This window comes from Paenibacillus artemisiicola (assembly GCF_017652985.1).
In the GTDB taxonomy this organism is placed as follows: Bacteria; Bacillota; Bacilli; order Paenibacillales; family Paenibacillaceae; genus Paenibacillus_Z; species Paenibacillus_Z artemisiicola.
In genome coordinates, this window is record NZ_JAGGDJ010000003.1 from 75,181 (window position 1) to 87,774 (window position 12,594).

At 49.3% G+C, this 12,594-nt stretch carries 14 protein-coding genes and 1 pseudogene; 5 read left to right on the forward strand and 10 right to left on the reverse strand.

Annotated features, from left to right (window positions below):
- Positions 1-62 precede the first annotated feature (62 nt).
- Complete coding sequence (locus I8J29_RS06180) at positions 63-743, forward strand: response regulator transcription factor (RefSeq protein ID WP_338113094.1); 681 nt, start codon at positions 63-65, stop codon at positions 741-743.
- Positions 744-867: 124 nt separating this feature from the next.
- Positions 868-1,983: a sensor histidine kinase gene (locus I8J29_RS06185; protein WP_208846813.1), complete on the forward strand. Its 1,116-nt coding sequence runs from the start codon at positions 868-870 to the stop codon at positions 1,981-1,983.
- Between the two features lie 244 nt (positions 1,984-2,227).
- On the opposite strand, the gene I8J29_RS06190 is transcribed toward I8J29_RS06185, so the two are convergent.
- From I8J29_RS06190 to I8J29_RS06200, 3 genes are all read right to left on the reverse strand, one after another.
- Positions 2,228-2,497, reverse strand: a complete 270-nt coding sequence (locus tag I8J29_RS06190) for a metal-sensitive transcriptional regulator (RefSeq protein WP_208846814.1) — start codon at positions 2,495-2,497, stop codon at positions 2,228-2,230.
- A gap of 76 nt (positions 2,498-2,573) precedes the next feature.
- A complete protein-coding gene (locus I8J29_RS06195; protein ID WP_208846815.1) occupies positions 2,574-3,047 on the reverse strand; it encodes a DsrE/DsrF/DrsH-like family protein in 474 nt (157 codons plus the stop codon).
- 110 nt (positions 3,048-3,157) lie between these two features.
- A complete protein-coding gene (locus I8J29_RS06200) occupies positions 3,158-3,952 on the reverse strand; it encodes a sulfite exporter TauE/SafE family protein (protein ID WP_208846816.1) in 795 nt (264 codons plus the stop codon).
- Between the two features lie 130 nt (positions 3,953-4,082).
- On the opposite strand from I8J29_RS06200, the gene I8J29_RS06205 reads away from it, so the two are divergent.
- Positions 4,083-4,232 (forward strand): hypothetical protein, encoded by a 150-nt coding sequence (locus I8J29_RS06205; RefSeq protein WP_208847175.1) that lies wholly within the window; start codon positions 4,083-4,085, stop codon positions 4,230-4,232.
- 37 nt (positions 4,233-4,269) lie between these two features.
- Here I8J29_RS06205 and I8J29_RS06210 read toward each other — a convergent pair whose 3' ends face one another.
- The 3 genes from I8J29_RS06210 to I8J29_RS06220 all read right to left on the reverse strand — a co-directional run bounded on the left by I8J29_RS06210 (position 4,270) and on the right by I8J29_RS06220 (position 6,441).
- Positions 4,270-4,497 carry a sulfurtransferase TusA family protein gene (locus tag I8J29_RS06210; RefSeq protein WP_208846817.1) on the reverse strand — a complete coding sequence of 76 codons (228 nt, stop codon included), beginning with the start codon at positions 4,495-4,497 and terminating at the stop codon, positions 4,270-4,272.
- A 16-nt stretch (positions 4,498-4,513) separates the two neighbouring features.
- The gene (locus I8J29_RS06215; protein WP_420831103.1) at positions 4,514-5,665 is read right to left on the reverse strand and encodes an MBL fold metallo-hydrolase; all 1,152 of its coding nucleotides are present in this window, start codon (positions 5,663-5,665) and stop codon (positions 4,514-4,516) included.
- A 242-nt stretch (positions 5,666-5,907) separates the two neighbouring features.
- Positions 5,908-6,441 (reverse strand): sulfurtransferase TusA family protein, encoded by a 534-nt coding sequence (locus I8J29_RS06220; protein ID WP_208847142.1) that lies wholly within the window; start codon positions 6,439-6,441, stop codon positions 5,908-5,910.
- Positions 6,442-6,847: 406 nt separating this feature from the next.
- Here I8J29_RS06220 and I8J29_RS06225 point away from each other — a divergent pair, with 406 nt between their 5' ends.
- Positions 6,848-7,324 carry a hypothetical protein gene (locus tag I8J29_RS06225; RefSeq protein ID WP_208846819.1) on the forward strand — a complete coding sequence of 159 codons (477 nt, stop codon included), beginning with the start codon at positions 6,848-6,850 and terminating at the stop codon, positions 7,322-7,324.
- 277 nt (positions 7,325-7,601) lie between these two features.
- Here the strand turns inward: I8J29_RS06225 and I8J29_RS34590 are convergent.
- Positions 7,602-7,706: pseudogene (locus I8J29_RS34590) on the reverse strand (IS3 family transposase); the annotation flags it as partial.
- A gap of 378 nt (positions 7,707-8,084) precedes the next feature.
- Between I8J29_RS34590 and I8J29_RS06230 the strand changes: the two are divergent.
- On the forward strand, positions 8,085-9,170 hold the full coding sequence (locus I8J29_RS06230) for a GerAB/ArcD/ProY family transporter (protein ID WP_208846820.1): 1,086 nt from the start codon (positions 8,085-8,087) through the stop codon (positions 9,168-9,170).
- Here I8J29_RS06230 and I8J29_RS06235 read toward each other — a convergent pair.
- From I8J29_RS06235 to I8J29_RS06245, 3 genes are all read right to left on the reverse strand, one after another.
- Positions 9,159-9,389 (reverse strand): hypothetical protein, encoded by a 231-nt coding sequence (locus I8J29_RS06235; RefSeq protein WP_208846821.1) that lies wholly within the window; start codon positions 9,387-9,389, stop codon positions 9,159-9,161. The genes I8J29_RS06230 and I8J29_RS06235 overlap by 12 nt on opposite strands.
- The gene (locus tag I8J29_RS06240) at positions 9,386-10,528 is read right to left on the reverse strand and encodes a Ger(x)C family spore germination protein (protein ID WP_208846822.1); all 1,143 of its coding nucleotides are present in this window, start codon (positions 10,526-10,528) and stop codon (positions 9,386-9,388) included. The genes I8J29_RS06235 and I8J29_RS06240 overlap by 4 nt, the downstream gene beginning before the upstream one ends.
- Before the next feature lie 61 nt (positions 10,529-10,589).
- A complete protein-coding gene (locus tag I8J29_RS06245) occupies positions 10,590-12,158 on the reverse strand; it encodes a spore germination protein (protein ID WP_208846823.1) in 1,569 nt (522 codons plus the stop codon).
- Positions 12,159-12,594: the final 436 nt, after the last annotated feature.

The following is a 12,594-nucleotide window of genomic DNA, read 5'->3' on the forward strand; positions in this document are numbered from 1 at the left end:
TAAAATCCGGCATTCTGCTACAATAAGTAAAAATCCACCTAATGGAGGTGCCGGCCTTGCGTGTGTTAATCGTCGAGGATGACGCAGCCTTGCTTGCTTTAATCCGCAGCGTTTTTGAGGACGGAGCTTTCCATGCGGACGGCGCCGAGAATGGCGATGATGGCTACTATTTAGCGCAGCAGGCAATTCACGATCTAATCGTGCTCGATGTGATGCTCCCGGGAATGAACGGCATTGAAATCATTCGCAAGCTACGAGCCGCTCAAGTCGGCGTTCCGATCATTTTGTTAACCGCCAAAGATGCGGTGAAGGACCGGGTGGTCGGGCTAAATGCAGGTGCGGACGACTATATGGTCAAGCCGTTTGCCGTGTCCGAATTGCTTGCCCGTGCAAGAGCTGTTCTCAGAAGACGCGGCACGGTCGGACTGGATGGCGATTTGACATATGGCCCGCTCCGTCTCTCCATGGCATCGAAGAGCGCATATTGCGACGAGACCGAGCTGCATTTGACGGCCACCGAATATGCGCTGCTGGAGTTTTTCATGATTCATCGGAATCAAATTTTGACGCGTGAACAAATTTCTGACCGAATTTGGGGCTTTGATTCGGGGGCGGCGCTTTCGGCTGTCGACGTTTACGTTCATCATCTGCGCAAAAAGCTCATGGTGCAAGAAGCGGGCCGGCTATTGCGCACGGTGCGGGGAATCGGATTTATTTTCAAAGGTGAACCGCATGTTCAGTAAGGTCCGGCGAAGGCTCGTCATTCTTAATGCCGTCGTCATATTTATCGTGCTTGCAATGCTGAGCTCGCTCTTATATGTACATCTGAGGTACAGGCTTTACCATGACACGGATGAAGTATTGAAGATGGCTCAGAACCGCATCGCGGGCTTCCGCGAATTATCGAACATGCTCCGTTCCGATCAGCCGGATCCCGAGCAAGATGAAACAACCACGTATCTGTTCTGGGACGGCGAGGGCAAACTGATCGGCCAACTGCCGGAACAGTCGTTTTCAACGGATACGGCGTTGTTGTTCAAGGCCGCTCCCATGGGTGAAACGATTATGACGGTTACGATCGGCAAGCACGGCTTCCGAGTGTTCGAGTTTCCGAATGTGCGACAGAATCGTGGCTCGATCGTCACGATAGGGATCGTCCGCAGTTTGGACGATGCGAATAGCACGCTGCGAACCTTATTGTGGGATATCTGCTCGGTCATCATCGCCGGCGTCATCATTTCCATACTAGCCGGCCGGTTTTTGGCTGGAAGGGCGCTGATTCCAATCCGGAATTCGTGGGATAAGCAGCAGCGTTTCGTCGCCGATGCCTCACATGAGCTTCGAACGCCGAATGCGGTCATTCACGCGCAAACGGAGATGCTTCTGCGGCAACCCGACCATACGATCGAGCAGGAAAGTGCGCATATCGCCCTCATTTTGAAAGAAAGCAAACGAATGAACAAGTTACTGGATGACTTACTAACGCTTGCCCGCTCTGACTCCAATCAGCTCTTGATTCATCGCGCCGCGGTCCCTCTTGGTTCCCTGATTCGGGAAATCGTGGAACAGTTCCGACTATTAACAAGCATTCGCGACGTTGATTTGTCGGCGGAGCTGCAGGAACCTCTGACCCTTTGGGGAGATGAGGGGCGAATCCGCCAGCTGCTTTTTATTTTGCTGGATAATGCCCTGAAGTACACCGCTTCTTCGGGGCGAATCGTTATCACCGCCCGGAGCGAAGGCCAGCTCGTCTACATTAGCGTGACAGATAACGGGAAGGGCATTGCGGATGAGGATCTGCCTTATCTGTTTGAGCGGTTTTACCGAGGGGATAAAGCGAGGTCACGGGCAGAAGGCGGTACAGGGCTCGGTCTGTCTATCGCACAATGGATCATGAACGCGCATGACGGAAGCATCCGCATTGATTCGAAGCTTGGTGAAGGAACGAAAGTAGAACTGTTGTTTCCTCGAAGGGCACGGTAAGGAACAGCCCGGCATGTACAAACGGGCTGTTCATATTAAACGAAGACTTCCTTCTATTGTGACTTCAATGGACAACGGCAGCCGATCCATCGTGCGTACTCTTCCGGTTCGCGCACGCCCTGCAGGTTGAGCTGCTCACCGGCGTTTCAGTTTTGTCGCCACAACCTGAGAAGTTAACGTTTTTGCTACGTTGAATGCCTTGATGTCTCTCACCTTGGACGAGTCGAATATTTTAGCAGCAGGATTAACGGCTCTTCACGAGCAGTTCGACTGCTTCCTTTACCATTTTCCCCGTATCGTAGTTGCCTGCGGCTTGCTCGGCCTGAATGCATTGCTGTAGGTTCTCGGCTACGATCTGGGCAATGGCTTTGTCCGAAGCGTTTCGTACAGCCGACAGCTGTGCAACCACTTCTTTACACGACTTGCCTTCCTCCATGAGCCTAAGCACGCCTCGTACCTGACCTTCAATTCTGCGCAGACGCGTCTTCAGTTCATCCGTATAGTTGTAATCCATATTCAATTCCTCACCTTCCTCATTGATATACCGGTATGGGTATAGTATAGAGCAAAAAAATAAGGGATTTCAATGTTCAAATAAACAGATTGACCTTGCCGTTCGATGCGTCACCTAGATACGCGGCAACGCCGGCATACGTAATCCCGTCAATGAGCTCCTCCTGCTGCAGGCCGAGCAGATCCATCGTCATGGTACATGCAACGAGCTTAACCCCTTGCTCTTGTGCCAGCTCAATCAGCTGCGGCAGCGAAAGTGCATGGTGCTTTTTCATCACATGCTTGATCATCTGCGGTCCCAGGCCGCCGAAATTCATTTTGGACAAGCCAAGCTTCTTGGGTCCGCGCGGCATCATCCAGCCAAATGCCCTCTCGAGCATCCCCTTCTTAGTTTTGATTGCTTCGTCTTTCCTAAGCGCGTTCAATCCCCAAAAGGTAAAAAAGATCGTGACCTCATGGTCGTATGCCGCAGCACCGTTAGCGATGATGAACGCAGCAATGGCTTTATCAAGCTCGCCGCTGAATAGGACGATCGTTGATTTCTCTTTCATTATGAGCTTGGACCCTCTTTCTTATGATTTTATACATATACCCCTATAGGTAATTTGAAGGCCTGAATGGACTGCGCCAACAACCCTCTTGTGAAAAGTTCCCGATGCATTTACAGGATGCTCGACCAAACTTTGACCGCGGTCAATGCGATAAGGATGACGAGCCCATAGCGAAGTACCTTTACGTTAATTTTCGCGCTTAGCTTGGATCCAATCGGCGCCCCGGTCAGGCTGCCGATCACGGTGAATACTGTGGGCCATAATGGAATGCCACCGCCGCCGAGTTTGCCGAAGACACCGCCAATCGCCGATATGAAGACGATGGCCAGCGAAGAAGCAATCGTCGTTCGTGTTGGAATGCGGAGTACGGTCAGCATGATGGGAATGAGGATAAACGCACCGCCAGCGCCCACGATGCCTGAGACGATACCGACGACGAATGCTGATCCGATGGCGACCCCTTTATTAAAATGCAGTTCTGCTGCCGGCTGGTCTCCCTTTCCTCTGGCAGGAATCAGCATCAAAACGACCGCCAGTACCGCAAGAATGCCATAAGTGAGATTGATAATATCCCCTTTTAGCATGCCGGAGACGAAACCGCCGAATAGGCTGCCCGCCAGGATGCTGCTCCCCATATACAGAACCAGCCCTTTGTGTACGACGCCTTCGGATCCTTTTATGGTCTTTTTGCGAAAAGCGATCACGCCGGCCAGTGAAGCAAAAAAGACCTGGAACATGCTGATGGAGGAAACCTCGCTGGCCGAAAAATAAGCCGCGCCCAGCATCGCAGGCACGTAAAGCAACAGCGGATAGTTGATGATGGCTCCGCCGATTCCCAGCAGGCCGGAAAAGAAGGAACCTACCAATCCCAGTACGACCATGACGAGAAACAGCAGCATATCCACGTTTTACTCCTTCCAATCCATTTTGGGAAACTACAAAAACCTGTATACGAAAAAGCTGCTGATGCGTATAATAAGACCAAGTAAATTCATATGAAATGAGTGATTAGGCGTGCTTAGGAAGCTGAAAAGCTTGTTTATCGATACATGCCCCGTGTGCGCGGAGCGGCTGATTGCAGAAACCGATGCCGTCTGCTGCACTAAAGCATGCCCGGATGGTCATTATAAAGAAGAGAGCTACCGCACCCTCGGCGTACGGGTGGTCTATGGCGGGCTAAAATAAGCGATTACGCCATGCGGGTTCGCTTATTTTATATTCCTTATACCTTCTTCACGTAAAACTTATAGATGCCGTTCTCTTCCTCGTGCTTGATCAGCTCCTGTTTCGTTTGTTTGACCCATGCCTGAAAATCATTCACGGAACCTTTGTCCGTGGACAGCACTTCCATCACTTGCCCGGCTTCCAGCTTATCAAGCGCCTTCTTAGCCCGGACGATCGGCATTGGGCAGGCAAGCCCCTTCGTATCGACTACCAGATTTGCTTGCATCTTGTCTATTCCTCCCTTATTTATCGTGCACTGCGCAGCGGTTCGGTCCAATTTCCATTTCGCGCTGTTCGTCTTCACTAGGCGTTATTTTCCCCATATTCGTCTGACGGATTTGCTGATAGGCGTTCGGCTGCGACGGCAGATTTTCCGTTACCGTCCGGCGGAACGTTTCCTCCTCCCGGATGTTCAACCCGGGGTTATTGCGGTACAGGTCCGACAGTCGGGCCATCACGCGTCCGCCCTCGCCCAGTTCAGTCACCTTGCCGAAGTGAGCCGGCAGCACAAACAGGTCCCCGGACAGCTCCTTGTACTGATTATAGAGCGTGTTGCGAAGGTCGCTCACCCAGTCCTCGGCTTTGCCAGCCAGATCGGGACGCCCGATCGAATCGATAAACAAAATATCACCCGTTAGCAGGTACCGTTCATCGACGATGAAAGAAGTACTGCCAAGTGTGTGACCCGGCGAGTAAAGCGGCTGAATCCCAATTTTCGTCCCGCCTACAGTGATATTGCGGCCCTCTTCCAGCTTTTCGTACGAGAAAGTGACTTCACCGGCGTCCTTCGGAGGCAGCCAGTACGTTGCGCCTGTTTTTTCCGCCAGCTTGCGGCCGCCCGAAATATGGTCGGCATGAAGGTGCGTATCGAGCGTATGCTTGATGACCGCTCCTTGTTCGTTGGCAAACCGCTCGAGTACATCGGTCATCCGAAGCGTATCGATGACGGCGGCCTCTCCGCCGGAAACGACCATGTAGGACAGGCAGCCTTTGCCGATGCGAACAAATTGGTACAGCGAGCCGCCGTCCATCAGGTCGCCGATCTTGACCGGCTCCAAATGCTCGTTCCACGACTTCATGCCGCCTTCCAGGTAGCGCACGTTCGTCCGTCCGGCCTCAACAAGCTGTTCCGCGATGAATTTGGACGAGCCTTCTTTCGCACACACGACAAGCACCTTTTTGTCGTCCGGAATCCGCTCCAGTGCTGCGTCGACGCCATCCAACAGTTCAAAATACGGGATATTGATGATCTCAATGCTTTCTCCTTCGATCCTCCAGTCGTTAAAGTCGCTTTCGTTGCGTACGTCCAGAATGAACAATGCTTCTTTAGCCAGGACGATTCGGGTGAGTTCCTTGGCTGTCATCCTGCTGAGTTGCCCTGTTGTAATATTCATCATGCGATTCCTCCTCTTCGTTTTAGAATGTCATGGACATATTCGCATCCTTCGGCTAAATCCAGGAATGTTACCGCCCCGTCCACTTCAAAGCCTTCGATAACGTCCTCAGGCGATGATCTTGAAGCCCATCTGCGTCATCTCAACAAGCTACGGAATGGACGAAATGTTGGCGTTCTTAAAGCCTTCGGCAAAATGCTTGTGGCCGGCTGGCAGGGGCAGCTGGGAGGATCAGCCTTCGTTTATTGGTTTTGTTCAATCGGCCCAGTCCATTCGGACATGCCTTGCACGACGTTCTTCACAAGCTTGAAGCCTTTCTCGGCAAGCAACTGGCATGCCATATCGCTTCGGTTACCCGTTCGGCACATTACATGGATCTCTTCCCAAGGGTTCAGTTCCTCCATGCGGCTTTCCAGTTCGTCCAGTGGGATCGACATCGCACCCGGAATATGGCGAAAGGCATATTCCGCCGGCTCGCGGACATCGAGGACCTTCACCTTTTCTCCGTTTGCCAGCTTTTGCATCAGCTCCTCATTGGAAATGGTATTCGCAAACTTCTTCGGTTCCTTAGCTTCATCGTTATTCGACTTGCGAAGGTAATGTTTCTGCAAATCCCCCTCACAAACCGTCCCTAGATACTCATGGCCGCTATTCTTGGCCCAGCCTTGAATATCCGCAAGCGATCCTTTATCCGTCGCCTGCACTTCGATTACCTGACCGGCCTGCAGCCAATCCATGGCCTTTTTGGTACGAACGATCGGCATTGGACAGGCCATGCCTCTACAGTCCAGCGTTTGATCTGCTTTGATTTCTGGCACTGAGCATCCTCCTTCAATGTGGGGACTAATTGAACAATTTCTGGGGCATACCAAAACAGATTTGATGTACTCAAAAAGTCAAAACATACATATACCCCTATGGGTATAATTATAGGTATGGAAAAGCGCTTTGTCAATTTAGTAGATAATCGAATTCCATCGTGAACAGGACCGCTGCCATATATGCGCTTCCGATGACTGGCGCAAAGCATCCAGAGCAGTGCACGGTGCGATCGCGCTTTCGTCAGCAAGAATAGAAATGTATCGCGGATCACTCCATTTCCGGCGACATTGAGCGCAGGTTGTTCGGGGGTTTTTTGGGCAACAATAACTGCAAAGTAAAACGATAAAGGAATTGGACGACATGGTCGGGCTTCTGCTTGCGATCGCGCTCTTTAACGCGGCCGCCTTTCTCTTGTGCAAGCGGCTAACTGGAAATCAAATCCTGCACATCTGGTCGTTCACCGCAGCATTTCAAGATACCTTCGACTTGTACGTCGACGTCAAATATCATGGCTATTGGTATTTTACCCAACACGTCGATTGGGTGGACTTGTTCGCGCATTCGGTACTGCTCCCGCCCATAAACATGATGATCTTGAATTGGTACCCGTTCCATAAGCCGTTAAGGTACCAAGCACTCTATTTGCTATTGTGGGACATCGGCGTAGGGGGATATGAATTAGCAACGCTGCTCCCGAGGCCGTGGGGCTATTTCAGCTATGGCTGGTGGACAATCTGGTACTCGTTACTCATTAACCCAATTCTCATGATGACCTTAGTATCTTATTTTCTATTGATCAGAAAGCTCGAAAAAAGGCGGGCCTGCGACGCCCGTTAATGCCATATCGTAAAAACCGGCTGCTTCCGTGCCTAAAGTCATTCACGCGAATCGAGGTCCGCTCGTCGAATGCGCCTGGTGCGGTTACCCGATCGTTCCTGCGCCTTGCCCGTTATCTCTCATCCCTGTGCGGCCGCCGCCTTGCCCGCCACCACCGCGTCGATAGCATTGATATGTAGTAATGTTGTATGAAGCTGCTCTGCGGAGACGACCGTCGATGGAACGCAAATAGCTGTTGCATGACCACCTGCAGGATGGTCCACTCATCAGCAAAATGCCCTTCTTTACTGAAGAAACGTCTTTTCTTGCGGATAACAGACTGAATCTCGAGACGCTTCATCAATCTGTAGACACGTTTATGGTTGATGTGTAGCCTTTCTTTTTAATTGTGCCGTGTACTGGAAAAATAGTTGTCCCTTTTTCGCCAAAAAAATCCCCTCCGATTGCAGCTTTTAAGTCCATTGTACCAATGGGCTTTTCTTCGCTGTCAACCATGAGGGGGTAATACCATTAACGCGGCCTTTAATGAAATAATGTTCTTGTCACCTGACACTAAACCATCATTATTCAAGAATTATTGTTAGTTCGGCGGTTTCTCTCCCCAGATTCGCTTTCCGCTGGGGCAGTGAAACGATATGATCGCCGAATAAAACGACTAGTTTTCTTTAAAGTTAACCGCTTTGGCATAGGAACGGTATATCCAAAACCCTCCATGGAAACGCTAGGGATACCTTTCGCAAATATGAGGATGATGAGACAAATGAACGAAAAAATTTCCAGCATGCAATTTGGATTGTTATTTTTTTCCTTTGTAGGCGCAACGATAATCTTGATCGTCCCGGGAGTGATGGTATCTTTTGCGAAGCAAGATGCCTGGATATCGGTGTTTCCCGCTTCAATTTCGGGGGTCGTCTGCATTTTGATTATGACGGCACTTGCAAATCGTTATCCGGGGTTGACGATAACGCAATACGGATCAAGGATTGTTGGGAAATGGTTGGGGAAATGTTTAGGACTATACTACCTCTTCTTTTTATTTCTCTTTATATCGCAGACTGTAAACAACCATATCGAGTTTGTAAGCTCGGTTCTGCTGCCGGAAAGTCCTTCGCTTGTCATCATCTTGGCGCTTCTCGTTATCTGCTGTCTGACTGTTCGAGGGGGAATTGAAGTGATCGGAAGATGCACGGAGTTCCTCATACCGATTATCATTCTCTTTTTAATCCCCCTTTTTATTCTGGCGCTCAAGGACTCGGATCCCGGACAGCTTAAGCCTCTATTAGCGCGCGGGCTATTGCCGGTATTGCAAGGAGCCATCGTCCCTACCGCCTGGATGAGCCAATTCTTTTTTTTCGGGTGGCTCATCCCGTTTCTAAATCAACCTGAAAAGGCGCGCAGGATTTCGCTGATTGCGCTAGGTGGTGTTATCATTCTCATGGTTATCATTGATGTACTGACGATTATGGTTTTCGGTCCGGTGACGGATAAATTGAGTTTTCCATTTTTAAGCGTCATTCAGTATATTGGTATTCAAGGTTCTTTTGAACGCTTGGAGGCCTTTGCGGTTTCGATGTGGATGATGGGTATATTTTTAAAAGCCTCCGTCTTATTATTTATATTTTGTCTTCACATCAGCCATCTTTTCGAATTGCAGGATTATCGGAAGTTCATGATACCTGTTACGCTGTTGTCTGTCATCGGATCCGTTTGGGTTTCCACCAACGCGGCGGAATTGAATGACTTTCTTACGTTTACATATCCCGTGATGGGATTGGTGAACCAAACTCTCATTCCATTGTTACTTCTGATCATCGACGTCTTAAAGAAAAAACATTCACTTCTTTAAAATAAGTTCACCAAAAGGCCTGAACAGCAGTAAATACGGAGCAAGCGGGCTGGGAATCGGGGCCTTTGAAAGAAGCAAGGAACCGATCACGGCACATACCCCCATTAAACTGCCGTATATAACGGCTTCTTTTGTTTGCTGCTTTCTTAAGAAGGACCGGACGCTAAAAACTGACCATACGACCACCAACACAACGTACCCCCCAATTTGTAAAATCACTTTTTGTTCTCCTTTTCTTTTATGTGTAAAGGTCTGCTTCCCAATCCGGACCCCCGCAGGTTAATCTGTACCGATACGGAGACGTCCGCTTCCGAAAACCTCCTGTCCCAATGATCTTTTAATAATCTCCAATTTCTCGGATGGTCCCGGTAAACTTTCCGGCCGAAACCGGCAACATCCGTCCGGTAATGTTTTTGGGATTGGAATAAAAAATCTTGAATTTGCGATTTGATCGATTGCTCGGCAGCCTTTCGCACCAGCGCGAGGTTCCCGGGTTGATTGAGATCCAGCGAGGTGTTATTTTCATCAACCCTTCCCTCCCCATGAACAAGCACTTTGAACTTGACTCTATTGCCATTTATTTGCGGAATCATCTTGCTTGTCGCCCGTGAAACCCTCACATTGACGTTTCCCCCAACTTGAGGTAAATCCGCGTAAATTCTGACCCTCTTTATTTTATCCGCGACCCAGAGGAAACCGTATGTTTCTTTTTCGTTCAGATATCCAATGAGCTTAAAATTTTTAAAAATTGCCGTTCCAGCCAGTGTAAAGTCCGGCTTAATGACGCCCATAACGGGATAAATACCTTCACTCGAGGCCGCAATAAAAAAATCCCGTAATGTCACCGCCGATTCGCTGCCTAAGATCTCCATTTCCTTGACAGCTTCGATTGGAACGAGTTCAAAAGGGTACTTTGTTTGCAGGATCTCCTTTGCATTCGTGCCTTTTACAACCATCATATAGGTGGTTAACCGGTTTCGCGGGTCGTGTGTAAAATAGTCAAGTACATCTTCAATTCCATGTCTGGCCAGAGGCTCACCGATAAAAATAACGCTGCGATGAGCGGTAAATAATTGACGGGAGCTTTTTTTCTGAAGTTCTTGGACCCCTTCGCTTATATTCTTTGATTCACCCGTAATCACAAAAAACTTTTCTTGCGAGCCCCCCCCTCCCGTACTTGGGCTGCCCTGACCGGACCCGGGGACTGGAATTTGAAGCGTCCCCAATATCTTCCCCTCATTTGTTAAGTCGATCGCCGAACCCGAAACAAATGCAAGGTCGTTAATTTCTTTACGGTCCCAGCAGCCGCTGATTATCACTATCAGGATAAGTAAGCCGATACATATGAGTGGTTTCATGCTTGTGCATTCCTTTCCTTTCTACCTACTGACGGATAAGATACGCCCGTATCAAGGGATGTTATTCCCCTCGATTCGGACTTGGTTTCTGACCCGGAGGCCGGCGAATCGAGTCGTTGGCTGCGATACTTTGGGGACGCCTTGTTTTCGCCCAAAACGGTGTGCGGATGAATACATCCTTGAGCTCTCTAAGCGTTAGCGGAGCTACCGGACTGAAATAAGGGACGCCAAATGAGCGCAGGGATGCGACGTGCGCTAAGATCCCCAGAATCCCGATCGCAATCCCGTACAGCCCCAGCGTACCAGCCAAAAGTAGTAATGGAAAGCGGAGCAGCCGGATTCCGTTTGCAAAACTGTATCTTGGAATCGTAAATGCCGCAATGCCGGTAATGGACACGATGATGACCACCGGAGCCGATATAATGCCCGCCTGTACAGCGGCTTGGCCGATAACGAGCGCCCCGACGATGCTGATTGCTTGGCCGATTTGCATGGGCAGACGGATCCCCGCTTCACGCAGTGCCTCGAATGTAATTTCCATCAATAGGGCTTCGACCAGGGCCGGAAAAGGTACCGGTTCCCGGGCAGTCGCGATACTCAAGACGAGACTGGTGGGGATCATTTCTTGATGAAAGGTTGTTACCGCGACATACAAGGGAGGAGCTAGTACCGCAATCGTAGCGAACATAAAACGAATCCAGCGGACAAACGTTGCGATAGGCCAGCGAATGTAATAATCTTCACTCGCCTGCATTCCCGTCCAAAATGTCATCGGAACAATAAGCACAAAGGGGGACGTATCAACAAGTATGGATACTTTGCCTTCGAGCAGTTCTGCTGACACGACATCCGGCCGCTCCGTACTGTGGACTTGAGGAAAAGGCGAATACGGATAGTCCTCAATAAACTCCTCGATATAATTGGATTCGAGCACCCCATCGATTCGAATCCGGGATACCCGCTTTCGAACCTCTTCAACGACAGCATCCGAAGCGATGCCTTCGATATACGCAACGACGACTTGGGTCTGTGAGATTTCGCCAATCGTAAAAGACTCCGTCTTGAGTCGGGGTGTTTTAATTCTGCGTCGGATCAAGCCAATATTGGTGGAGATATGCTCAATAAATCCTTCCCGCGGACCGCGAATGACGGGTTCGGAGGTAGGTTCTTCCGGGGTTCGTTTATCCAGCCCTGAAACCGTAACCGTCAAAGCATTGCTATCCCCGGCGGTAAGAACCACGGCATAACCCATTAACACCAACCGAACAATTTCGGATATGCTTCCGGTTGTATTTGTGTTTGCAGCAGAGACCATTTGATCATCCAGAATTTCGACTTCCTCGAATTGCTCGTCTCGAGTATTGTCATTTTTTACCAATGATTTAATGACATGTTCGTCGATCATTTTTTCATCCACTAAACTTTTGATAAATACGACAAGCCATTGAAGGTGCCCTGCAACTCGAATTTTTCGAAATACGATATCGGAACAGTTGCGGAAGATGTCCTTGAGCAATTTCTCATTGCGATCGATTTCCGATGTTAGGTTGCGCTCCTCTTCACCCAATTGAAGCTCCTCTGTTCTATACTGATCCGCTGGCTTGAGCAACCATTTCCTATATCGTTTCATTGGAGGTCCTCCATACAATAGCAGATCTATAAATATTGCTCATTTAAAAAATATCCGTTTGCCTAAATTTTCTTCCTTAAAAGACGGCGGCAAAGCAGGGTTGGCCGGATCCGGAACAAGGAATTACATGCCTTGCACCTTTAAAATGTCCAAGCATGGAACAATAAATAGCCTGGTTGATCTTTTCAAGGTTATTGATCGTAATTCAAAGATAATTAACGAATAGCCAATCAATGGACTGTTGACAATCAAATTACCTTAGCCTGGAAAAGCTGCAGACAAAGCGGGATCCATGGATTCAGTGAATATTCAATACTGGTATTTGAAGGAAAGGAATGCATCAGATGTGAATACCGTTTTTGTTGAGTCATAGATAACCTCAGGAAGTGCTTCTACGTGTAGTATTTGTAAAAAGGTGGTTTTCATTCCTGCGACA